The following is a 23,181-nucleotide window of genomic DNA, read 5'->3' as shown; positions in this document are numbered from 1 at the left end:
TTGTTGATGTGTTTGTTCCTTTTAGAGCCAAATGCAGTGGAGTCTTTAAACTCCGTCCCTTTTTAGTTCAAGTTATACCACAACAGATTCAATACTTAAAATTCTGGGCCCTTATAGCTCATGCAAGAATTTTACTTCTTCTGCAGAGAGCGCCTTATTATAGATGATCAACTCATCCAACATTCCTGTAAAGAATGTTTTGTAATTCCCAATAGGGCCTTCCTGAGTTCCTATTTTGAAGTCAGCCGCATTGGATACATCTTTTATGGAAGAGGCATTCCCTTGTTTTACTAGGATCCCATCAACATATACTCTAGATGCAAGGCCTTCTCGCACACAAACAATATGGTGCCAAGTGCCATCCAATAAGGTACCTCCGGATAACTCAGTGGTTCCTACACTTTGAAAAGCGCCGCCTGTGTCATCCTCAATGGCAAACTGAATGAGTTGAGAATCTAGGTTATTCCCTACTCTCATCCATCCTTGGTTGTCACGGGATCCCCCGGCACCACTTTCCTGCCAAACCATCATTTTTTTCTGCTCTGCGGTATTGACCCAAACTGCCACTGTAAAGTCACCCTTATCAAAGTTCAATTCATCAGTATCTGGAATAACCAAAGCATCAGATCCGCCGAAGACAGCAGCCTTACCGGATTTACGATCTGCGGCATCATAACTTACAGCACCCACTGTATTGGTTACAAGCTTATTTGGCCCCATATCAGCACCATCGCCATCATACGGATAATAGGCAGCAAGCCCATCTCCTGGTATGATAATGATATACTCTTCCTGAACTAAGGTAGAGGTCTTTTGGTCGTTGGATGCTGCTAGTGTTACCTTGTATTTACCGGCTTGGGCGTAGGTAACCGTAGGATTTTGCTCTGTAGAGGTTGCAGGTTGTCCTCCTTCAAAAGTCCAGGACCATGAGGTGGCAAGACCCGTAGAATTATCTTGAAAAGCAATTTGTCCACCAGAGTAGGTCGCAACTTGCTCTGCGACAAAATCCGCTTGAATACTTGCTGGATCCAGAACGTTTATATAATCTTCCTTAGTGATAACTTCTGTTCCTTCAGGGTTAGCTACGGTGAGTTTGGCGTCATAGATCCCAATTCCGGTAAACTTCACCATAGGGTTCTGTTCCGTAGCTGTTACTACAACACCCATATCACTTGTAAACTCCCATTCCCAGCTCTCCGGTATTCCTTCGGTTTGATCTGTAAATGCGACCTCTTGCCCGGCAAGGACCACCAATTTATCTGAAGTGAATTCAGGAGCAAGTCCTCCGTAAGTCACCTTTATATAATCCGCCTGAGAAAGCTCATCGCTACCACTGCTATTGGTCAGTTTTAAACTAACAGCGTAGGTGCCTGGGATATTGTATACAATGGTTGGACTTGATAAAACAGAGGTCGCGGGTTCCCCACCTTCGAACTTCCAGTCCCAAGTTGCAGGACTTCCAGATGATTTATCACTAAATACGACACTTTCTCCTGCAGCTACCGTTTTTTTATCCGAGACAAAATTTGCCTTTAATAGAAGCGGATCCTGCTCATCTTCGCAGGCCAAAAACAATAGTGGCGCAGCGAGTATTAATATCAGTAAGGTTAGTCTTGTTTTCATGAGTTTTAGTATTAGTATTTTTTTCCTTTTCAGGTATATTATCTTTTAGTCTTTAAAGCCTCTTGGTTACTGCCCTGGGCGATAAAGTCAACCCTTTGATGCTAATCTATCAAAGTATAGAATGCCTATAAATCTTTTTAAGGCATCAAGGCTCAAAAAGTGTATTTTACCATGTTATTTAAAATCTGAAACCTCAACGTTTTCAAAAATGATGTTCTCATAAGGTCTTCCTTCACCTCCTTCATATAGGATACCGATGGCATCATCCGAAATCATCACCAAATCTGAATAGGCTGATGGTCCTGAGTGAATTAACTTTTGACCTCCCCAAGATGCCCCGGCATCTTCACTCATTTTGATGGTCATATTGATGCGCTCTGTACTGGCCGCATTGGCAAAGAACACACGATATGGACTGGTGTCGGAGGTAACCATACTTCCCTGACAATGAGGATCCGTAAGAACATAAGAGATTTCAGGAGCCGACCAAGTCACTCCGCCGTCTTCACTTCGACTTACTTTTCGAGCCAATTCATTACCATTTCTGATATTTAATAACAGCGTCCCATCTTCCAATTCGGCTACCGTACATTCCCCAGCTCCAGCATCGGGAACTGCTTCTCCAGATTGCCAGGTCACTCCATTGTCATCCGAATAACTCACATTAGAATATGTCTTTACACTTCCACCTTCCTTTACGGTATAATAATTAGGAGAAACTAACCTTCCTTGATATTCCCCTTTTTGAAGTTGAATTCCGTGAACTGGACCAGTTCCGAACCAGCCCCAGCTTTCATCTTTAACAGAAGCTGTGATCTCCGTAGGTGTCGTCCAAGTTTCCCCATTGTCATCTGAAGAGGTGTAATATACCCTTCTGGTGTCTACACCAGTATCTGAACTTAGACTACCCCAGGTATCATCGGCATGATTCCAGGTCATAAGCAAATGGATCTTTCCAGTTACTTTATCAACTATTGGAACAGGATTGCCACAAGTGTTCTGTCCTTCATCCCAAATGACACGCATCTCACTCCAGGTTTTCCCATCATCATCGGAGGATTTTACCACCATATCGATATCCCCAGAATCTCCGTTACTTTTTAGCTTTCTGGCTTCAGCAAAAGCCAGTAAGGTTCCCGCTTCTGTTTTCACGATGGCCGGAATCCTATAGACCTCATAGCCATTTGTTCCTTCCTGGTACACCGTGGTTTTACCATCTTCCTCGGAAGGATCTTCTGGATCCTCACCAGGGTCTTGTCCAGCTTGTGGTCCCAAAGGATCTTGGCTGAGTCCCATAGGGTCTCTATCACATGCCAGGCAGCTGCCCAGAATAAACAAACAACAGATCGTATATAAAATTGATTTTGATTTCATCTTTACTAGTTTTAATGTTTTACTCATAACCTTCGGTTTGTTCTAGATTAGGATTTCTGTCAATTTGAACAACGGATATTGGGAAGTACAATGGAACATTAGTTCCTACGAGATTAGGCACCTCATTGTACACATTTATAGTTCCTGCAAAATGGAACCTAAGTAAATCAGGCCAACGTTTTAGCTCCAAATAAAATTCTCTGTAACGTTCTTCTAGAATTTCCATTTCAACAGAATTCTTATCTGTTGATCCTGTATAATCCCCAATTTTAGCTCGGTTGCGAATTTTGTTCAATTCCACTATGGCCTCCATTGGTTTGTTTAAAGCCGCAAGAGCTTCTGCCTTAAAGAGTATCATTTCAGCGAGTCTGTACACTATTATATCGGAATCAAACTCTCTATTTTCAGATACCACAGCTCCTCTCATTTTATTGTCGAAGATTCCGATCACTGATCCATCCTTAGCAATGGCTTTAATAATGGAGGCATCTCTACGGATATCATCAGCATGTTCCTCAAAGGCTGCAACTATTTTAGGTGAAGGCATATAATTACTACGTGCCCCACTTCTAGCATATGGTAGTGCTGCAAAGTTTACTGCATCTTGTACAAAAATATCTCTTGGTTTAAGGCCATTTGAATAATGGTCATCTTTTTCATCCACTTCAAAATGAAGGGTGAAAATAACTTCAGAACCGCTTTTATTCTCTGAACTATAAATTTGAGAAAAGTCAGATTCCAAAGTGAGCCCGGCACTAGCCGCATCAGCATTAGTGATTACCGCTTGTAAATCTGCCTCTCCTCCACCGAGAACTTTAGCTTTCCAAAGTAGAGCGTCCGCCTTAAGTGCATAGGTTGCTGCTTTAGATGCTCTGCTTTTGGTAACCAGTCCATCTCCAGGAAATAGCTCCAAAGCTTTATCGATATCCGCCAGTATCTGCGTCATTACTTCAGACTTAGGAGATCTGGCGAGTTGCTCTTTGGAAGCACTCTCCGTAGGTTCAAATTCGATGGGTACGTCTCCCCAAGTTCTAATAAGATTGAAATAGGTAAATGCGCGGATAAAATAGGTTTCTGCAAGAATTTGATTTTTCTCTTGTTCCACCTGAAATTCCATATCCGAACCATATTTAAGTAATAAATTACAATGGTGTATTAGGTTATAATAACCAAGCCAGTCAGGTGCACCTTGAGGCGTTAGGTTTTGGTTCCATGCGGTAGTCAGTCCAGACTCTAATCCGGGAACAAAAGTGTCACCTCTATCTTCAAAGCGATAGGTGGTGTTTTGTTCATTTCGCATCTTGTTGTAGATCCCGAACAAATAACTTTCTACATCACCCTGTGTGCTCCAGTATTGTTCGTTTGTTATATCAGAGACCGTATCAACCTCGGTGAGATCACAACTCCCAAAGGTGAAGACTCCTAAAATCAGTAATATTGTTTTTATACGTTGCATAATCAGTTTATTTAGCGTTAGAAAGAAACTTTAGCTCCGACATTAATCTGTCTTGGTCTTGGATAGGTTCCATAGTCATGACCGGAATACAATTCGGGCATCAGACCATCATAGCGAGTGAGGTATCCGATATTATACACTCCCACATAAAGTTCAAGTCCAGAAAGGTTCAGCTCATCCATAACACGATTTGGAAACTGATAACTCAGCGACACCTCTCTAAAGGCAAGGAAATCTCCTTTACTATAATACAGGCTATTATTACCTCCACCACTGGCATTACCAATTTGATAATCCCATCTATTGTGGTTTCTGAAATTATAGTCATAATCACTTTGTACGGTATACTTTGGATAGACTGCATCGTCTCCCTCATATTGCCAAGTATCGGTCAAAGACTCCTCAAAGGCGTTATTATTGTTACGGGCACTACCCATAGTTCTGGACTTAAAGCCATTATCAATCACATGACCTACAGCCCAATCGGTAACAACTCGTAAAGACAGTCCTTTATATTTAAATTGATTGACGATACCACCAGTTTTATTAGGTCTTATATAACCCATAAAAACCATATCGCGGTTATCAAGCATCCCGTCACCGTTACGATCTTCAAAAATGGCATCTCCGGCATATTTTGTTCTACCTGATGCGTTAATATCATTTGGTGCATTAGCAGCCTCGGCATCAGTTTGATAAACGCCTAGGTAATTAAATGCCCAACGGCCTCCAAACTTTTCTCCTTCTGCGAGTCCCCCTACTTTAATCTCTCCGCCGGTGGATGGATCATAGATAAAGTTTCCACCAATACGGTTCTTGTCCTCTCCGTTTTCAGGGAGTTCATCCACTATCCCCTTATTATAAGCAAAGGTGACTCCTAGATCCCAGCTGAAATCCTGCCCTTGTAATACAGTAGCATTAAGCTCTACTTCTATCCCTCTATTACTGATGGTTCCGTAGTTACTTTTGATGGAACTAAAACCAGTAGAAGACCAAAGTGGTTTGTTGAATAATCTCTCAGAGGTTTCTTTGTGGTAATAATCAACCAGTAGGTTGACTCTATTGTCAAACAAACCAAAATCCATCCCTACATCATAGGAAGCAGTTTCTTCCCAAACGAGGTCATCATTAATCAGTGTCGTATTCAGAATCCCTACATTGCCATCATACATATATCCAGTGGAATATCTTCCTCTAGAATCAAAGATGCTAAGTGAGTTGTTTCCGGTTTTACCCCAACTTGCTCTTAATTTTAAATTGGATACCACATCGGATAGTGGTTCAAAGAAATTTTCTTTATGAATGTTCCATCCAGCGGAAACCCCTGGGAAGAATCCCCATTTGTTGTTTTTCGCAAAACGGGAAGACCCGTCATAACGTGCACTGATGGAGAACATATAACGATGGTCGTAATGGTAGTTTACACGACCGAAAAAACTTAGCACCGCATCGTAATTTATGGTCGTAGACACCCTTTGGGTTTCTTCGGAAGTCGCATTAAGCGTTGGAATGTGATCGGTAAGGGCCTCTCTTCCACTTCCACTCATTCTATAACTGTAATCGTGGTTGTAACTCGTTCCTAAAACTGTACTGAAAAAGTGTTTGTTGTTAAAAGATAGGTCATAATTTAAAAGACCGTCAAACTGTAAGTGGCGATCAAGATTATGACGAGCAGAAGCTGGACGGTTGGTCACAGTTTCATTATAGGCTTCAAAATAATTTTCAACACCTTCTGTACTAAAATAATAGGCTGAAGGTGAAAAGGTCAGACCTGGTAAAATATCCCAGACTCCTCCAAGTTGGAAAGTGGTACGGTAGACATTAAGATCGTTATACTTTGTTTTATAGTACATCTCGTGGAGACGATTTCTAAAAGACGAAATTCCTTCTCCCGGTGCCGGAAGGCCGTTTTCATAATACTTTCTATAAGTTGGAGGTAAAAGTACACTCCTGGCCAGTACCCACTCATAATTATTTGGAGCATTAGAATTTCTGATGGATAGACTTGCTTTTGCATTTAAAGTCCAGGAATCACTCAACTTAAAGTTTCCTTTGTATAAGAGACTGTAGTTTTTATAATTCGTTCCTCTTACAATACCATCTTGATTTAAATACCCAAGTCCAAAGTAATAGTTTATTTTATCGCTTCCTCCACTGATATCAAAATCAACCTCTGTACGTTGACCCAACTGGAAAGTAGCATCCTGATAATTATTATCCTGGAATAGTAACTTCTTTCCTGTAACGGGATCAACCATAGTTTCCCATCCTTGGTTGTTAATCAGATCAGCCACATAATCTTGACCGTAATCCTGAAGGTATACATCCAGAAACTCTAAAGTATTCTTGGAGTCTCGAGGATTTCCGGTAGACATTCCAAACCGACCTCCTGTTAGGAAGAAATCTGGGTTTGTGGTATTAAATTGAGCTGTGTTTTTTCTGGAGAGATATACATAATCTCTTGCATCTAACAATGGTAATTTCTTCTGCATCGCATCGAAACCTGTGGTCAATCGCAGATTGACTTGGGTTTTTCCGGCAGTACCAGATTTAGTTTCGATGATAATAATACCGTTTGCAGCTCTAGCTCCATATATTGCGGTAGAAGCTGCATCTTTTAAAACCTGAACAGATTTGATATCATCTGGATTAAGGTCACTTATATTACGCATATTCCCGACAATCCCATCAACAATAAACAAGGGGGAATCTCCTTCTGGCGAAGTAGAAGACCCACCTCTAATAAAGATTTGTGGATTAGACCCTGGTTGACCATCTTGTATTTGTAGTGACAGCCCTGCCACTTTTCCTTGTAATTGTAAAAGCGGATTGGCTCCAGGTGCATTTTGCAGTTCCGCCTGATCCACATTGGAGAGCGCATTAGTAACAGTACTTCGGGATTGTTTACCATACCCAATTAACACGACATCCTCTAGCTCTTCAGCATCAAGAAGCATGGTGACATCAATTACAGTGTTCCCACCTACTGTTTTTCTGACCTCTTTAAATCCTATATAGGAAAAGATCAATACATCAGTAGAGGTTACATTAATGGAATACTTTCCGTCAAAATCGGAGGTTGTTCCAATAGATCTACCTTCTACTGTAATGTTAACACCAGGTAAGGGCATGGTTCCTGTCTCACCGTAAACAGTACCCGTAATTGTGGTTTCATTTTGGCCATACACTGTAGCAACAGTACATAGCATTAGCGGCAACAGGTGAAAGTTCCGCAGACTTTTGATTAGTTTGATTAGTAATTTCATAATTTAAAAGTATATTGTAGGACAATATTATTGTGCTAATATAGTATTTTATTTGTTTTTACAAAAATTAACTAAAAAACTTCCTTACATTTGTCCAGACCAAAATTGGCACCACCACATTAAATGACAACGAAAACCATGGGGACGGAAAATAAACCAATGATCAAACCTGTGCAGAAACAGAGCATGGTCGATCAAGTCGAGAAGAACCTTAGAATCTATTTTAAAGAGCACGGATTTAAACCCGGGGATACCTTACCCACGGAAATGGATCTTGCTGAAAATATGGGTGTGAGTCGGAATGTTATTCGTGAAGCCCTCAGTAGATTTAGAATGTTAGGCCTAATCTCTTCAAATAAAAGAAAAGGTATACAGTTAAAGAAGTTTAACTTGTTCTCTGCATTGGAACGGGTCTTAGATCCAGCAGTATTAGATGCGGATACCCTGCACGAACTATTCGAACTTCGTATTATGTTGGAGATTGGAATGGCAAATGCACTATTTAGAAATGTCACTCCTGAAGATATCGCAACCCTTAGGGATATCATTTCCACCTATGAAACCTCAGGCGAGGGAACCAAGATTGACTACGAAATTAGCTTTCACTCTTATCTCTATAAGATATCTCATAATGAGACCTTGTATGGATTTCAGAAGTACTTAAAGATTGTATTTGATTACGTTCTGGAGGCCGAGGCCAAGATAGACAAAAATGAAATCCCAGCTAAAAAAGTTAATCATACGGAACTCGTTGAATGTTTAGAGAATGGTACTCTTAGTGAATTTCAAGGGCTCATGCATGATCATTTCAGCACTTATTTCGAAATGGATTTTTTTAAAAGGTTGATGGAAGAATAATGTTAATTCAGATTATAACTGCGATTGTAATTACCTTATAAATAATTACGATGATCTTCCTAAAATTAAACACCTAAACTAATTGGGATTGAAAACTCAACCCCAATTTAAAAGTTGTTACTATCACTGTAGCTAAGAATTGTGCTAAAAAACAAATAAGAAAGCATTAATTTTTCACACTACTCTCCTTCTGGTATCAATACCACCTCTGCCGGTATGGACAGAAATAACACACAACCAGTTGTTGATGTTACACTGTGTTTTCCAGAAGGTGGTGTAAAGAGATAGTCTCCTTTTTCTAAGGTCTCCGTGTGAATCTCACAACTTCCTTCTAATACAAGGATCTCCTCCCCTTCTGGATGGATATGGTATGGATAAGAAGCTCCCTTTTCAAATTTTAATAAAATAGCTTTAGAACGATTTGTGGCTTTATCAAATTGCAAGGATTTTACAAAGATTCCCTGGTAATTAAACCCATTCTCTATAAGAGGTTCCCAGTTTTGTTGTTCACTTCTAGTAATATAATTTTTGATGTCCATTTTTACTTCAATTTATGTATTAGTAATTCCTCTTCAACTAATGTTCGTTGTTCTTTACCCGCCATTTTCTCCAATAAATCCAGAGAACCTAAATAGCTTACAAGATTCCCATTGGATGACATAATTTTACCATCCATCACTACGGAGTTTACACTATCATCTTGTGCTAACAAAGAAGGATAATCTAATTGTAAACTTTGACTTCCTCCACAATAGGTTACAATTTGTTTTCCATCGGCTATACCAGCTTCTCCTAATAGAAATGCTCCTGCACAATGGCCGGTTGTATAATCCGTTTTATTATGCTGCTTTTGAATAAAACGAATTAATGCAGAATTCTGAGTCTCTTTGTCAGGGGTCATTGAGCTTGGTACTACAAGTAGATCTAAATCCAGACATTCTACAATGTTAACATCTGGAACCACTATCAAACCTTCTTCACTTATGTACGGAGTTATTTCTTCTGCAACCAGAAAGACATTAAACAAAGGTTTCCCTTCCTTGTTAGCTTTCGTAAACACATCTAAAGGTGCATCAACTTCATTGGCTAAAAAGCCTTCAAATACGAGGATACCGATTTTAGGTAGCCCATTGATCTCTTGATTCTCCATTTTAATTTGATTTTTAGGCGTTATGTTTTGGCTGACCAAAATGGCTAAACAATAAGCCGCGATTACTATTAATTTCATCTGTTATGATTTGATGAAACAAAATTCAGAAATATCAAGAGATCAAAAAATGGAGAATCCTGAGAATATGATGGAAGATTTAGAATCGAAGTCCTTTTAGGTATTCCGAAGGGGAAGCCTCGGTGTGATTTTTAAAAAATTTTGAGAAGTAGTATGGATCCTTAAAACCAAGATCAAAAGAGATTTCCTTAATACTCTTTTCTTCGTACTGCAGCTTGCGTTTTGCTTCTGATATGATTAAACCGTAAATCACATTCTGGGCTGTTTTACCAGCATGAAGTTTGGCTAATTCCGTTAGCTTTAATTCTGTGGTATTTAACCGGTGTGCAATTTCTTTTAATGGTAGGTTACTTTCAAAGTTATTACGAACAAACTCCAGAAATTGTAGAAATAAGGAATCTGGCTTCCACACCTCTCCCCCATTTTCAATCTTCGAACGGTTCACTTCAAATAGTAATAGTTCAATCCGAGAGTGGATGGACTCTAAATACTGGAATGGTTTTTCCTGGTACTCTTGCTCTATTTTGTGGAGGAGTGAACTGATTTCTTTAGGATTATTAATGTCAATGATTTCATTGTAATCAAAATGGCAAAAGAGACTGTTCTGAAAAATCAATTCAATATCCTTATCAGTTTTACAGATATAGTCCAGGGTAAAGCTAAGTGCATAACCTTTGCCTTCTAGCGTAGATTGAAAATAATGGTATTGACCAGAGGTGATTGTTAATACTTGGTTTTTGGTTAGAGTTAATAATTTATCATCAACCATGATAGAAATAGATCCTTGGCTACACCATAGAAACAGATATCTCTTTATACGCTTTGGCGTAAAATCTGAAATCGTTTCTATTTTGTCTATTGTTATCATATTAATTGATCCATATTCAAAATCACGAATATCCAAGAGCTTAGGGCGTATGTGTAGTACCTAATCATAGTTTAACAAATAGGTGATTTAAATGAATCACTAAATTAGTTAATTTCTAAAAATGTGTCCAGTCAAATTTGACTGTATTCCATGTTATTATTCGACGGGAATATCTTTAATAAAAAATGGGCTGGTTCGATCTTTTATTAGAACAATCAGCCCTGTTTTTTAAATAAGAAGAAAACTATATATTTTTTGTAAATGGAAGTTTCTATCCTTTTGTACTCGTAGGAATTCAAGAAACTGATTGTAGCATTAGTTTTACTTGGTGTAAAATATGAATTCAGGATTGTGTGTGCCCGAAAAATTTATGGCTTTAAAATCTTTATGTCTAGGGGTATTAACAAGTGCCTTTTGTTCTTCAGGAAGTTCTTTTAAATAAGTGTAGTTATCGTGGTATTTAACGCCCTGAAGTAAATTTTAAGCCTCTAATGATTGATCATACGCTCCAAAAGCATAATAGGGGAGTATCCCGTAAACTGGTGGGACTATTATGCTTTATAGTTCTCAGAAGCTATCTCTTTAAGTCTATATTTATATGGAGAATTAAATTAATCCTAAACATGGTTTTCACTAGAGGATAGTTTTACAATCAGCTCATTTTATAAAGTCTTTCCGGAATGTCTGCCAACCTCGAGGGATGGACCTGATCTCCTAACCCATAAAAGTGTTGGAAGCTCATAATAAGTGGCTTCCACTTGTCGGGATCAATTTGATTGGATTGTCCTTCTTTAAGGATTTCGGTATCAACTCTCACGTTTACAATTTCTAATTCAATATTGACTATCCTACCCCTCATTTTTTCATTGTCCTTCCCAATTGGATGTATCTCTTTCACAATTGCTTCTAGGAATACTGGACATTCCAAAATACCAGGTGGTGAAACCACTTCTGAATCCATAGGTGTTAATCCGGCAATTTCAAATTTATTAGGCACATAGTTATAGCCTTTTTCTTGTTTTCCTAAGGGAACATTTTTAGTTCCCGTTGTTAAAGCTAATTTATCAACGGCGTTTACTTCATTTACTGAAGGAAGGTTAAGAACACATTCTTTTTCTCTAATTAAATTTTCAACAGTTTTTGATGATCTACTCATCCCTATGATACATCGCCACCCAAGCCAAAAGATGGAAGACATCGGTGCTATATTAATAGTACCATCTTCGTTGGTTGAGCTTATTAGAACTACTGGTGTTCCAAAATAAAGGATGGCGGGGTTACAAGTCTGATGCATGGGTTCTATTTTTATTTGTTTAATACTAAGGTTCAAAAATAGCTTTAGGCTTAACTACATTAAACCCGATTCTTGCTGTTAGCTTCCTAATTTATTTCTGGTGTTTAAAAAAAAATTACAAAAAATTTGCGCAATCAAATGACTGCGTTTATATTTGCAGTCAAATAGATGCATAATGAAATTAAGAAGAGACGTTTTCCAGGCCATCGCCGACCCTACTAGACGAGCCATCATATCTTTGGTGGCATTACAAGCATTGACACCTACAGCCATTGCTGCAAACTTTGACTATTCTAGGCAAACCATATCGAAGCACATTCAGATCCTAACGGAATGCGAGCTCCTAAACCAGGAGCAAAATGGAAGAGAAATTTACTATCAATTAAACCCTGAAGGCATGAAGGATATTGCAGATTTTATAGAGCCTTTCAGAAAACTATGGGATGATCGTTTCAATAAATTGGAATCCATTATGAAAAACCACCAATCAAAAACTAAATAATTATGGAACAAAAAACTAAAATTAATGCACAAGAAGGCAAGCAAGATCTTCAAATTATACGGGAATTTAACTTACCCGTTGAATTGCTTTACAAAGCTTATTCAGAGCCCGAGCTCGTAGAGCAATGGATGGGAACCAAGGTTATCAAGTTTGAGAATAGAAATCATGGCTATTACGAGTTTGAGACCTCTCATAATGGCCAGGTTATGTTTAAAGCTAATGGAACAATCCACAAGGTGCTAATAAACCAAGAAATTGTGAGAACTTTTGAAATGGAGAACACACCCATTGGTGTACAGCTGGAATTTATGAAGTTTGAGAGCCTTACTGACGGCACAAGTAAACTAACAATGCACATTATTTACCAGTCTGAGAAACATCGTGCTGAACAATTAAAACTTCCATTTGAGTACGGGATAAATATGGCTCACCAGAAATTAGAAGATATTATAACCAACTTAATCTAAATCATTATGACCACAACTAAAACAAATAAAGTAATCTATTGGGTTGCCACTGCATGGCTTTCATTAGGAATGCTATCCACTGGGATTGTACAGATATTCCAAATGGAAAAGGAGGTAGCTAGTATGGAAAAACTGGGATATCCTATCTACTTGCTAAGCATACTCGGCATCTGGAAACTATTAGGGGTAATTGCTGTGTTAATTCCGAAAAATGCTGTATTAAAGGAATGGGCTTATGCTGGTTTTTTCTTCGCAATGACAGGTGCTATTATTTCGCACTTAGCCATTGGAGATGACCCTATAACTCTTTTTGGCCCTACCTTACTCCTACTTCTAATCATTGTATCCTGGTATTTTAGGCCAATAAGTCGAACTTTAAAAAAACAGCAAGCATGACTTATTCAAAACCAAATACTATTGAGGAGTTTATCATGGATGCTCCTGAAGAATCGAGAGAAATTATGATAAGCTTAAGCGATCTCATTGAATCGACTGAGCCTAAAGCTGAAGGCGGTATAAGTTGGAATGTTCCTATTTATAAATATCATGGAGTTTTGGCTGGTTTTTCTCTAGCTAAGAAGCATGTGAGTTTTGGTATAGATTCATTAACCGCAGAAATCAGAGAAACCTTAGAAAAAAAAGGGTATAAAACTGGTAAAAAGACCATTCAAATCAAGTTTAATCAAGTTATTCCAAAAATTGAAATTGAACAGCTTATTGGATTGCAGGCTAGGTTGAATGAAAGCAAAAAGTAATTATTGAAATTAACTAAAAACAACAATATAGTATTTGAACTAAATTTCATGTGAATTCTTAATATTTACCATAATATTCCAATTGTAATAATTAAATTAATTTGATAAAAAAAACAAGAATTGTAAGATCTAGTCCTACACCTACCCTCTTTATATTACGCTCAATCTGGACTTGCAAAAAGAAATTAACAAATTAAACCGAATACCAACCTAGAAACAACCATTTAATGCAAACAATTAAAACAGTACTACTAGTTTCCGCCCTACTCCTTTCTTGTGGATCGGCATATTGCCAAATAAAACCGTCTTACTCTAAAGTTCCGGTAGACCATAGCACTACCGACGTGGTGAAAAAGGAAAACTACGATTTGCAAAGCTTCGTAGAATCCGTCTATATAAATTCCAGTAAACTATACAATAAAGCCTTACCTAATATAGAGAAAGGAGAATATTATGTGATCGTAATTCAGAATGACACTCAAGAACTTAAACGTATCCAAACTAAAAACCTAAAGAATATTCCGATCAATGAAGTAGAAGCATTTAAGTATGAGAATTCACCGATGATCAAAGCAATTTATGGATCTTACGGTGGAGCATTTGGTTTGGTTACTATTAAATTAAAGGAGATAAAATAGTTGTTTAAAATTAGCCTTTTGGGTATCTGGTTTAATTTTTGTCGTAATTGAGATGTTGTAACTTCGATAAGAACAACACCATACGAATTCATTAGACCAATCAAAATGACCAAAAAAACAATCTTCGTAGTCTTTAGTCTGATCCTATCATTTAGTGCCTACAATCAAAATAATGTAAGCGGTAATGATCAACCCTTGTATATTGACATCTTGGTTTCACCAAACAAAACGGTAAGTATTAATAACCATGTCAACATCCTTCCTGACTATATTAAAAAACATGTCAGCGGAATACTTAATAATCACTCTATCATGGAGAATGAGAATTTAGTGTATCGCATCTATGGAACCAGGAGCATGAAACTAGGAGATATCATGGATGTACAACAAAAATTATATACCCTATATCCGGCCAAATATGAACGTTATTTAATTCTGGATAAAAATGAAGAGATCTTAACAGACGATGCCAATTGGACAAAGAAACTGAAACAATTGGAGATCCTAAAAATTGATAAGCCACTTCAATAGTGTCGTTTAGCTTAATCTTCAACTTAATTGGATTATTTTAAGCCTAGGGATTTTGCCTTTCTATATTAAAATAAGTATACTAATAACAATCCATTTTTATCTGTTTCCTGTTTTGGAAATGGCTTAGATCCTTGGTGAGGTAACAATTGCAGATGTTTTGAAGTTCTTTCATGACCTCACGCTGCATAGCAATGGATCCACAGATCATAACACAACCACCAGATTTAAGGGTTTTCGCTATCTCTTGCCCATCTTCCCTAATTAGGTGTTGTACATATACCTTTTCCGATTGAAGCTGTGAGTAAGCCGGTATAAAACGATCCAGTTTATTTTCAAACAATGCCTGATTAATTAAGGAGTCATAAAGCTCTAGAGCTTCAGGAGTTCTAGCACCCCAATAAAGACGTAGCTTACGTTTTGGCTTGCCATTGGAAGTATTGGAGTTGATCATTCCTAAAAATGGACCGATACCGGTTCCAGTGGCAATTAGCACGGTTTCCTTAGCTTTGTTTGGCAGGTGAAAATGAGGGTTCTTTACAACACCACCAGTGAGCACCTCCCCTTCTTGGAGCTGTCCCAAATAATTTGAGCACAGTCCGTTGGGTTGCTTTTTAACGCTAATAGCTACGGTCCCCTGTCCAAGATCACCTATGGAATATAGACGCTCTCTTCCATCCTCCTTTGGCGTGATAGCCAATAGGTCACCTGAGGCCGTTTTAACCCCATTAGTGTTTTTTAAAGTCAGCAGAAAAGTATCCTCCTTAGTCAAGCGGTTGACCACTACGAAGTCAGTACTTTGTTTTTTAGGAAGTTTAATTTTGTTTTTGGTCAGATGCAAGCTAAGTCCTTCCTCCTTAGCCCACGCACTGGTCCAATTTGAAAAAGCTTCAAATGATTTGTCATTTACAGTAAAGACTTCTTGTTTTGCCTTAGCATTTTCGAGCGCTTTAAGCCCTTGGTGAACCTCATAGGCAAATTCACAAAATTTAGGATAGGAGGTCGATCCAAAGCCCACTACAGCAAAAGTAAAAGAATTGGCCTGTGGACATTCGGTGAGCAATTTTGTAAAATGATTAGCACTAATCGGAGCCTCACCCTGCCCATAGGTTGCAGTGATGATTATAAGCTGCTTCATCTTTTCAAAAGTAGTGTAATCGTTCATCTGAGCCAGATAACTTCGTCTACCGGCTTCTGATAATTTCTCATGAAATTCCTGAGCATACTGCAAGGTTGTACCTCCTTCCGTACCCACTAATATGACGTACTCAGCTTCGTTTTTAGCGTATTTATTTTTGATACGATTTCTCGGGCGCTTAAAATAAATAATAAAACCAGTGACCATTAAAAATGGTATGCTGAGCGTAGCAAGTCCGAGGATCACACTCCATACGATACTTCCATCTCCAGTATGCAATATCGTAGCCCAATTCGAAGCCGTATGAACTACCGGTTGGCCCTTTTGAGTAATCACCCCGCCAGTGTATTGATTTAGTAGCACTTCCCTGTCCTTAAGACGAATGATATAGTAGTCTTCTACAAATTCTGAAAAAGGGTATTCTAATTCTTTAAGTTGGTTTAGTGAGGTGTTTTTAAAAAGTTCAAAATCCTGATAAGGAATTTGTGGGGTTTCACTTAAGGAATCATAATCGATGTCGTGAACAATGGGCTCTTCAGTTATAATATCAAAGCGCAGCAGGGATAAGTAAATGCCCGAAAGAGCTAAAATTAAAATAGGTATTAAAGTAATACGGGAGTACACCACATGGTTGAATTGTGAATAGTTCTCACGTACTACCGGAGAAAAGAAATACCGAAATCCTCCCTGGCGTTTTGCAATTAATACAATACCAGAAGCTCCAATGAGCAGCAGCAGAAAGGATACCAGTCCAATGATAAACCGGCCTGTTGTCTTTAAAAATAGGGAACGGTGCAAATTGGTGCTGAATTGAAAAATCGGTGCTTTTTCAATCATTGTCCCTAATTTCTCACCAGTGAAGGGGTCAATGTAAAACTGCTCATTTTGCCCATCAATAATAGCCGAGATACTGACAAACTCATTACGATCCTGTGAAATAGAAATTATTTCATCGTAAGTCGAATTCAGGTTGGTCAAGGTCTCGGCCAGTGTCAATTCACCCGCATCCTTTACACTATAGGGATGCAGTTTATTCGATATGGGTTCAGCAGCCAAGATCACCCCTGTTACCGATAATACTAATAGGAACAGTGAGGAGACTAAAGCTAATATGAGGTGGCTGTATCGCCATATAGAAAGCGTCATAACTCGGTGCTTAATTTGGCATCATACGTATATGACGAATGTAACCTTTTCCGTCAACTTTATTTCTAATAGTTGCTGTTTCTACTGGAACTTCAGCGTCAATTGCAAAGTATTCTTGATTTTCTACAGCCGATTCAAATCGAATGGTATAGCCTTTATCTACCTGTGACGCATCCAGCGCTAATGAAATGATATTACGCTGTCCGTTACCAATGGTAGCACCTGTAATTGCATCTACGTCTTCACTACTGCCATTGCTGAATTTCCACCAATCTTTAAGGTCCGGAAACCATTCTTTGTCATCACCTTGCACGTATAGTGTTTTTACATAATCCCCATTAGGATCTATAAGTGATACCACCACATAGGCTCGTTCACCAGTATAGTTCATCATTTGGATAAGACATTTATAAGTTACAGGTGGCGTAGTGGTGTTAGTGGTTGTTATAGGAGAGTAGGCTTGGGTCATAAAGCCGATTCCTAATAAGAGTACTATTTTACCTAAAAGTTTCATTGCTATGTTGTTCGTTGTTCTATTCTTATTTTAGAAATGTCAAATCTGCATTGGCTTTAACCAATAGCTCGTTTTCACTAGCTAAGTCAAAAGGAGTTTCACCAAATTCTGTGGTGAGATCCGCATCAGCACCATTGGATAAAAGGAATTTCAAAAGCGCAACATTATCAGTCTGTAAGGCAGCATAATGTAAAGGTGTATTCCCTTGACTATCCTTAGCATTGATATCAACTCCCAATTCTTTTACAGTTTGCAAAAGCCCTAAGTCATTTTTTTGAACCGCTAAATGCCAGATATTTTTATCCTCTTCTTGAGCTTTTGTGAAATTCAAACCTTTTGCTTTTAAAGCTGCTACTTTAGCTTCAAAATCTTTAGGAAGACCACGAGTATCTAAAAGATAAAACACTAAGCTGTTTCCGTTGATATCCAAAACTTCAGTATCGGCACCTTTAGATAGTAGGTAAGAAACGACCTCAGCACTATTACTTTGAACAGCGTGGGTAAGCGCCGAACGTCCCTCTTGGTCTAAGTGGTTCATGCTGTCTGACTTTTCAGCAAAGTAAGTTACCACTGCTAATTTATTCCTAGTCGCTGCATTGATTAATGCGGTAGCTCCTTGTTTGTCAGCCGCATTAGGATTTACTCCTTTTCCAATAAAGTAATCATAGATCGCAAAATCATCTGAAGAACGTGCCAGATTTATCAAAGGTGTAGTGCCTTGAGTAGAAGTCACATTAGGATTAATCCCTAATCCTTCCAGGTATTTGAATACTGCCAAACTATTGCTGCTTCCTCTTCCACCGCGACTTGCAAAAAGGATTGCATTTTCATTAGTCTTTGAATTTTCTTTGGTAGATACTCCGCGATCAACCAAGGCTTTTAACACTTCGATATTACCACCTTGAGCGGCATAAGAAAATACTCCATTTCCGTTAGCGTCAGTTGTATTAATATCAAGCCCCTTACTAATAAAGTAATCGATCAAATCTAGGTTCTTTACTCTTGGCGCTGCTATTAAAAGAATACTGCGACCATCGTGGTCCTTTCCATTGACCAGGTCCGCTCCGTTTTTGATAAGGAGTTCATAAACCGCTGTGTTATCTTGACCGGAAGATGCAGTAAATTGTGCTACAGTATAGCCATGAGAACCTCTTAAATCGGTTTTAGCCCCGCTTTCAAGAAGGAGTTCTACAATATCTAAATATCCTCTAGAGGCTGCCCAAAAAAGATAGGTTCTAGAATCGTGTGTACGTTTATTCACATCATTCCCTTGCGCTAATAGGTGCGCTATAGTGGTTGTAGGGTTATCACTAAAAATAGCAAAGGTCGTTGGATCAAATCCACCGCTATTGGCCTGGGTAATTGAATGCCCCTGTGCAATTTTAGCATCGATATCCGCTAGACTAGGTTTAGTGGCCCAGTAGGCTCTGTCCATAAAGGGATTTTCATCTGCCTTATCTTGAGTAAAGCTTGTTGCTGTTGCCAAGAGTGCAACGCCGCTCAAAAGGAAGGTTTTAATAGTTTGTAATCTCATGGAAAAAGGTTTTTTTAAAACGTATGTTTAGTATTCAAAGAATTCCGGAGGTATCCCCCCGGAATTGTAATCATCTATTGTTTATTGTTCTTAGAATGCCCCAATAAAGTGACTTCCCGTAACATTTACGAGTTCCGCACCTTTGGTCACTTCTCCTGTTTCAGTGTTAACGACGTAAATATTTCCGTTTTCACCAACTGGTGCCTGAGTTAAGTATACCTCATTTCCATCAACAGCATAGCCTTGGTATTGAAAAAGGTAGAAGTTTGGATCATAAGGGATCTCAGTGATTTGTTCGGCTGTTCTTGCATTTAAATCTATAAGCGCAAAGAATCCTTGGGCACCAGATACACCTTCTGCAGAACCTGCATGACGATAAGCCAATACCGCTTTTCCGTTTGCAGTAGGTCTCCAAGCTAAGATATATGCATCTTCAACGCCTAAAGCCTCGTCCAAATTAAAGATATAAGAGTCATCGTAGTTGTTATCTGCTCCAATTCTTAAGATGTAAGAACCTTCAGGATCACTTTGATTCGCCTGATATACTTCACCACCTATCTCAAAAGCGTTGATACTACGATATCCATTGGTATTTCCGTGTCCGACTGAAGAGGTTATAACCGTTGGATTTTCTAATGATGGGTAGTCTAATACTATGGTTTTAGATCCCAACATTTCAAAATCGCTCACAGTTTCTCCTGTCGCCGGATCAACTTTGCTCAAACGCGCTCCGACATATATCTTATCTCCGGCAGCATTTAAAGTCGGCATATCAATTCTAGAAATATAATATCCATTAGCTTCTTCTTCTGCACTTAGGTGGATACTATGATCTTGAACATTATTGATGGTTGAATTTTGTAAATCCAAGGTAACAATACTCATGGTAGCTTCAGTACGAACATATGTATCGTCTGTAACATCAGTTTCAGTTCCATTATCATCAAATTGGTGTTCCGTAGAAACATAAACAGCTGCTCCTGTTTTGTCACCATCAAATAATTTGATCCAACGTGGTGCAGACCCTACATATGGTGCAATACTAACTTGGGAACCTGTTGGCTTGAACTTCTGGCCACCCTCTACAGTGTATTTGGTATAGTTTCCTCCGGTATCTCCTGCATAACTAATATTGAAAATGGTAGCTCCATCTTCAGAAGCTTGTAATCGTGCCGTTCTGTTTGAAGGCACTATAAACCCATTATCGAATGGTGCAATAGAAACTGTTGGATCCTTAGCATCTTCACTGCTAATGGAATAAATTAAGGTTCCTCCGTTTCCATCTCCAGGGTTTTCGCCCATTCTAGCTGCAGCAACTGTGATCCATCTGGAATCTTCTACCGGATCCGTTGGGTCCGGTTCTACCTCGGTAACACTATCGTCACTACTACAAGAGCTCATCAGACCTAGTGTTAGTATTGTAGCGACTATTATTTTATTACTCAAAACATTTCGTTTCATTTTTGAATGTATTTATTTGGATTAAAAATTGTTAATGATATAATTTAATTTCAGGTAAAATGCTCGTCCCGGCTTTTGTACAGATAGATTATCAAATACAGGTTTGTCAAATATGTTTTTGACATCAAAGCTCAGAACAAAATTGTTGTTGGGGAACGTATAACTCAATCCGAAGTCTTGTACGACTTGATCAGGAACTTTAAAGAACTCATCTCCTACGGTGTTACTTCCTTGAGGTACTAAGTATGAAAACTCGTCAGTATAGTAAACACTGTAAAAAAGATTTAAAAGTGAGCTCTTTTGGAATAAATTGGCAATGGTGTAATGTGCCCCCGCGTTCATGGTGAAGAACGGAGTGTTAGGAACGTCGATTTCAACGCCTTGGTTTTTAATAGTAAGATCAAAACGAGTGATATTAAAATTAATTCCTAGGTTCTTATTATAGGTATAATGCAATTGAGCCTCTATACCTTTAGAGGTTCCATCTCCTTGATTTTCATAAAGGATGGTCTCATCATTGACATTAAGGGATGTTTCAATGGGCAAACCAATTCTATCCTTAATATTTCTGGCAAAGAAGTTGGTAGAAATGGCAAAGTCGTGTTTTTGAATATTAAAGTTTCCAAATCTAAAACCGAGGTTATAATTGTTACTCTGTTCGGCTCTTATACTTGGATTGGCTACCACGTTATCTCCATCATTACCAAAAACTTCAGTTTCATTAGGTAGACGAACTGCTTTTTCAGCAGAAGTCATTAAGGTAACATTCGGAACAATTTCGTAGGAAGCAGCGAATCCATATCCTTGTTCATTCACCTTTGCAGTAGTCACCTCATCTTCCACCTGATTCGTTTCCGGATTGATAAAAGGATCGGTGTTTACTGTTTTCTGTTGATAGTATTTACCAAATAAACTAGCACGAAGCTTTCCTTGTAATGTGTTGAGTTCATAGGTAGCTGAAAGTATGTTTTTGTGTAAATCTCTGGTTCCTTTAAAGGTGTTTTCTTTAACTGATTTTAGGGCATCACTGTCTTCCCTGTCGATACCACTATAAGCATGATTAAATAATACCTTATGATGGTCATTGATCGTATAGGACAAACCTGTTCTAATGGAAGAAACATTTCTTTTGATCTTAGCCAGGGTAGGTCCCCCATCCTGTTGTGAACCCCAAGAGTATTTATATTCATCTCCTTTATAATCGATGGCTCTTTCACCGTTCCAACTATAGGCCCAAGCAACGGTATCATTAACCGCTCGGTTACGTTTTCCGTACAATCCGTGAACATTAAGATCCAAACCGTCAATTAAGAAGTCTGTTTTCTGGTAGGTTAAATTCCCTAGTAAAGCATCTGATTCCATAAACCTCCCTTTATAAGGAGTCATGGTCATAAAGGTACCATGCTGAATCTCTTTATAATCATCAGAGGCAGTTACACCTACTAAGAACTGATCTGCCCAATCCACATCAGTAAAACCAATCTGTGCGGTTCCTCCTGTAGATCTATAGGCATCGTTAAATCTTCTGGCGGTAATCGGTGTTTGTTTGCCTCCTAATCCTGCTACTACAACACTTCTCCCTGAAACCTCATAGTCATTATCGGAATAGTTATGGAATAAGGATCCTTTTACCGTAAACCCAGATTCCTTGAAACGGTATAATCCGTTAGCACTAGCTTGGAAAGTGTTAAATGACCCATAAGATACAGAAGCATTCAGGTAATTTCTTGCAGATTCTTGAAGGACAATATTTATAGCTCCACCTAGTGCATCATCAGCCAAATAACCGGGAACGACACCTTTGTAAACTTCTATTCGTTTAATCATTGAAGGAGGAAGGCTATTTAAACTGAATGAGGAACCGTAAACAGAAATTGGGATTCCATCTATAAAGATTCGTACTGCGTTTCCTGTTAAGCCGTTTAAACTATATTGAACCTGAGAACCTAAACCTCCATTTTGACGGATCTTTACTCCTACTGTAGTGTTTAGCAACTCATTGGTTTGAATATTTCGTTGACTAGCTTCTTTGGTTTCTATGACATTTACGGCAAAACCTTCGGTTTCAATTGCAGTTGCTTTACTTTTTCCGCTTACCGTTACTTCTTCTAAATTTTCTGTGTCTTCCTTAAGAATAAAATCTAACTTTACACTTTTATGATCCGGGGAGGTTTCAACACTATGAGAAGTACTGCTAAATCCTATATAGGAAACGGTGAATACATGTGCTCCATAAGGAAGTTCCATATCATATTCGCCATTTTCGTTTGTAAGAGTGGCGAATTTCGTGTTCTTGGCCACAACTGTGGCAAATGCTAATGGCTCCCCTATAGAAGTGGTTACTACACCATGCACAGCGCTGCCTTCAGTGTTTTGAGCACTCAAAAACAGAGTATTCAAAAGCAGCGCAATTAGAAGAAATTTGCTTATATTGAGATTCAAATTCAATTTTTATTTAGATTTAATATAAATTAATTTAGATTTGCAAATCTAATATAGTCTTGTAAGTTATACTGCCGCAAAAGGAAGTT

General features: G+C 38.5%; 20 protein-coding genes. 7 read left to right on the top strand and 13 right to left on the bottom strand.

The features are described 5' to 3' along the window. Positions 1-111 precede the first annotated feature (111 nt). From ACN0TV_RS07565 to ACN0TV_RS07550, 4 genes are all read right to left on the bottom strand, one after another. A complete protein-coding gene (locus tag ACN0TV_RS07565; RefSeq protein WP_417361692.1) occupies positions 112-1,623 on the bottom strand; it encodes a PKD domain-containing protein in 1,512 nt (503 codons plus the stop codon). 174 nt (positions 1,624-1,797) lie between these two features. After that, entirely contained in the window at positions 1,798-2,997 is a 1,200-nt protein-coding gene (locus tag ACN0TV_RS07560) for a sialidase family protein (RefSeq protein ID WP_417361690.1), read from the bottom strand. 19 nt (positions 2,998-3,016) lie between these two features. Continuing rightward, on the bottom strand, positions 3,017-4,453 hold the full coding sequence (locus ACN0TV_RS07555) for a RagB/SusD family nutrient uptake outer membrane protein (protein ID WP_417361688.1): 1,437 nt from the start codon (positions 4,451-4,453) through the stop codon (positions 3,017-3,019). 17 nt (positions 4,454-4,470) lie between these two features. Continuing rightward, positions 4,471-7,719, bottom strand: coding sequence for a SusC/RagA family TonB-linked outer membrane protein (locus ACN0TV_RS07550; RefSeq protein ID WP_417361686.1), 3,249 nt, complete (start codon positions 7,717-7,719; stop codon positions 4,471-4,473). A gap of 123 nt (positions 7,720-7,842) precedes the next feature. Here ACN0TV_RS07550 and ACN0TV_RS07545 point away from each other — a divergent pair, with 123 nt between their 5' ends. After that, a complete protein-coding gene (locus ACN0TV_RS07545) occupies positions 7,843-8,577 on the top strand; it encodes a FadR/GntR family transcriptional regulator (protein WP_417361684.1) in 735 nt (244 codons plus the stop codon). A gap of 179 nt (positions 8,578-8,756) precedes the next feature. Here ACN0TV_RS07545 and ACN0TV_RS07540 read toward each other — a convergent pair whose 3' ends face one another. From ACN0TV_RS07540 to ACN0TV_RS07525, 4 genes are all read right to left on the bottom strand, one after another. Then, on the bottom strand, positions 8,757-9,116 hold the full coding sequence (locus ACN0TV_RS07540; protein WP_417361683.1) for a cupin domain-containing protein: 360 nt from the start codon (positions 9,114-9,116) through the stop codon (positions 8,757-8,759). A 2-nt stretch (positions 9,117-9,118) separates the two neighbouring features. After that, entirely contained in the window at positions 9,119-9,805 is a 687-nt protein-coding gene (locus tag ACN0TV_RS07535; protein WP_417361681.1) for a DJ-1/PfpI family protein, read from the bottom strand. 79 nt (positions 9,806-9,884) lie between these two features. After that, entirely contained in the window at positions 9,885-10,673 is a 789-nt protein-coding gene (locus ACN0TV_RS07530) for a helix-turn-helix domain-containing protein (RefSeq protein ID WP_417361679.1), read from the bottom strand. A gap of 652 nt (positions 10,674-11,325) precedes the next feature. Beyond that, entirely contained in the window at positions 11,326-11,967 is a 642-nt protein-coding gene (locus tag ACN0TV_RS07525) for a flavin reductase family protein (protein ID WP_417361677.1), read from the bottom strand. A 175-nt stretch (positions 11,968-12,142) separates the two neighbouring features. On the opposite strand from ACN0TV_RS07525, the gene ACN0TV_RS07520 reads away from it, so the two are divergent. The 6 genes from ACN0TV_RS07520 (at position 12,143) to ACN0TV_RS07495 (ending at position 14,860) form a co-directional block, all read left to right on the top strand. Beyond that, positions 12,143-12,469 carry an ArsR/SmtB family transcription factor gene (locus ACN0TV_RS07520; RefSeq protein WP_417361675.1) on the top strand — a complete coding sequence of 109 codons (327 nt, stop codon included), beginning with the start codon at positions 12,143-12,145 and terminating at the stop codon, positions 12,467-12,469. A gap of 2 nt (positions 12,470-12,471) precedes the next feature. After that, on the top strand, positions 12,472-12,936 hold the full coding sequence (locus ACN0TV_RS07515) for an SRPBCC domain-containing protein (RefSeq protein ID WP_417361673.1): 465 nt from the start codon (positions 12,472-12,474) through the stop codon (positions 12,934-12,936). A gap of 6 nt (positions 12,937-12,942) precedes the next feature. Continuing rightward, complete coding sequence (locus tag ACN0TV_RS07510; RefSeq protein ID WP_417361671.1) at positions 12,943-13,332, top strand: DoxX family protein; 390 nt, start codon at positions 12,943-12,945, stop codon at positions 13,330-13,332. Further along, a complete protein-coding gene (locus tag ACN0TV_RS07505) occupies positions 13,329-13,691 on the top strand; it encodes an iron chaperone (protein WP_417361669.1) in 363 nt (120 codons plus the stop codon). The genes ACN0TV_RS07510 and ACN0TV_RS07505 overlap by 4 nt, the downstream gene beginning before the upstream one ends. Positions 13,692-13,918: 227 nt before the next feature. Then, positions 13,919-14,329, top strand: a complete 411-nt coding sequence (locus ACN0TV_RS07500) for a hypothetical protein (RefSeq protein WP_417361667.1) — start codon at positions 13,919-13,921, stop codon at positions 14,327-14,329. Positions 14,330-14,434: 105 nt separating this feature from the next. Next, the gene (locus tag ACN0TV_RS07495; protein ID WP_417361665.1) at positions 14,435-14,860 is read left to right on the top strand and encodes a hypothetical protein; all 426 of its coding nucleotides are present in this window, start codon (positions 14,435-14,437) and stop codon (positions 14,858-14,860) included. A 79-nt stretch (positions 14,861-14,939) separates the two neighbouring features. Here the strand turns inward: ACN0TV_RS07495 and ACN0TV_RS07490 are convergent, their stop codons facing one another. From ACN0TV_RS07490 to ACN0TV_RS07470, 5 genes are all read right to left on the bottom strand, one after another. Beyond that, positions 14,940-17,141, bottom strand: coding sequence for a PepSY domain-containing protein (locus ACN0TV_RS07490; protein WP_417361663.1), 2,202 nt, complete (start codon positions 17,139-17,141; stop codon positions 14,940-14,942). A 10-nt stretch (positions 17,142-17,151) separates the two neighbouring features. Continuing rightward, on the bottom strand, positions 17,152-17,655 hold the full coding sequence (locus tag ACN0TV_RS07485) for a DUF2271 domain-containing protein (protein WP_417361661.1): 504 nt from the start codon (positions 17,653-17,655) through the stop codon (positions 17,152-17,154). Between the two features lie 25 nt (positions 17,656-17,680). Then, positions 17,681-19,189, bottom strand: coding sequence for an ankyrin repeat domain-containing protein (locus tag ACN0TV_RS07480; protein ID WP_417361660.1), 1,509 nt, complete (start codon positions 19,187-19,189; stop codon positions 17,681-17,683). 90 nt (positions 19,190-19,279) lie between these two features. Next, on the bottom strand, positions 19,280-20,650 hold the full coding sequence (locus tag ACN0TV_RS07475; protein WP_417361658.1) for a hypothetical protein: 1,371 nt from the start codon (positions 20,648-20,650) through the stop codon (positions 19,280-19,282). A gap of 21 nt (positions 20,651-20,671) precedes the next feature. Next, positions 20,672-23,050, bottom strand: a complete 2,379-nt coding sequence (locus tag ACN0TV_RS07470) for a TonB-dependent receptor (protein WP_417361656.1) — start codon at positions 23,048-23,050, stop codon at positions 20,672-20,674. Positions 23,051-23,181: the final 131 nt, after the last annotated feature.

It is taken from the genome of Galbibacter sp., from assembly GCF_048266365.1.
GTDB lineage: Bacteria > Bacteroidota > Bacteroidia > Flavobacteriales > Flavobacteriaceae > Galbibacter.
Note: the sequence above shows the minus strand (reverse complement) of the source record. Positions and strands in the feature narration are given on the sequence as shown.

What these genes read in the sequence shown, in the direction of transcription:
- ACN0TV_RS07565 (WP_417361692.1), bottom strand. Translation starts at nt 1,623, where the DNA reads ATGAAAACAAGACTAACCTTACTGATATTAATACTCGCTGCGCCACTA.
- ACN0TV_RS07560 (WP_417361690.1), bottom strand. Translation starts at nt 2,997, where the DNA reads ATGAAATCAAAATCAATTTTATATACGATCTGTTGTTTGTTTATTCTG.
- ACN0TV_RS07555 (WP_417361688.1), bottom strand. Translation starts at nt 4,453, where the DNA reads ATGCAACGTATAAAAACAATATTACTGATTTTAGGAGTCTTCACCTTT.
- ACN0TV_RS07550 (WP_417361686.1), bottom strand. Translation starts at nt 7,719, where the DNA reads ATGAAATTACTAATCAAACTAATCAAAAGTCTGCGGAACTTTCACCTG.
- ACN0TV_RS07545 (WP_417361684.1), top strand. Translation starts at nt 7,843, where the DNA reads ATGACAACGAAAACCATGGGGACGGAAAATAAACCAATGATCAAACCT.
- ACN0TV_RS07540 (WP_417361683.1), bottom strand. Translation starts at nt 9,116, where the DNA reads ATGGACATCAAAAATTATATTACTAGAAGTGAACAACAAAACTGGGAA.
- ACN0TV_RS07535 (WP_417361681.1), bottom strand. Translation starts at nt 9,805, where the DNA reads ATGAAATTAATAGTAATCGCGGCTTATTGTTTAGCCATTTTGGTCAGC.
- ACN0TV_RS07530 (WP_417361679.1), bottom strand. Translation starts at nt 10,673, where the DNA reads ATGATAACAATAGACAAAATAGAAACGATTTCAGATTTTACGCCAAAG.
- ACN0TV_RS07525 (WP_417361677.1), bottom strand. Translation starts at nt 11,967, where the DNA reads ATGCATCAGACTTGTAACCCCGCCATCCTTTATTTTGGAACACCAGTA.
- ACN0TV_RS07520 (WP_417361675.1), top strand. Translation starts at nt 12,143, where the DNA reads ATGAAATTAAGAAGAGACGTTTTCCAGGCCATCGCCGACCCTACTAGA.
- ACN0TV_RS07515 (WP_417361673.1), top strand. Translation starts at nt 12,472, where the DNA reads ATGGAACAAAAAACTAAAATTAATGCACAAGAAGGCAAGCAAGATCTT.
- ACN0TV_RS07510 (WP_417361671.1), top strand. Translation starts at nt 12,943, where the DNA reads ATGACCACAACTAAAACAAATAAAGTAATCTATTGGGTTGCCACTGCA.
- ACN0TV_RS07505 (WP_417361669.1), top strand. Translation starts at nt 13,329, where the DNA reads ATGACTTATTCAAAACCAAATACTATTGAGGAGTTTATCATGGATGCT.
- ACN0TV_RS07500 (WP_417361667.1), top strand. Translation starts at nt 13,919, where the DNA reads ATGCAAACAATTAAAACAGTACTACTAGTTTCCGCCCTACTCCTTTCT.
- ACN0TV_RS07495 (WP_417361665.1), top strand. Translation starts at nt 14,435, where the DNA reads ATGACCAAAAAAACAATCTTCGTAGTCTTTAGTCTGATCCTATCATTT.
- ACN0TV_RS07490 (WP_417361663.1), bottom strand. Translation starts at nt 17,141, where the DNA reads ATGACGCTTTCTATATGGCGATACAGCCACCTCATATTAGCTTTAGTC.
- ACN0TV_RS07485 (WP_417361661.1), bottom strand. Translation starts at nt 17,655, where the DNA reads ATGAAACTTTTAGGTAAAATAGTACTCTTATTAGGAATCGGCTTTATG.
- ACN0TV_RS07480 (WP_417361660.1), bottom strand. Translation starts at nt 19,189, where the DNA reads ATGAGATTACAAACTATTAAAACCTTCCTTTTGAGCGGCGTTGCACTC.
- ACN0TV_RS07475 (WP_417361658.1), bottom strand. Translation starts at nt 20,650, where the DNA reads ATGAAACGAAATGTTTTGAGTAATAAAATAATAGTCGCTACAATACTA.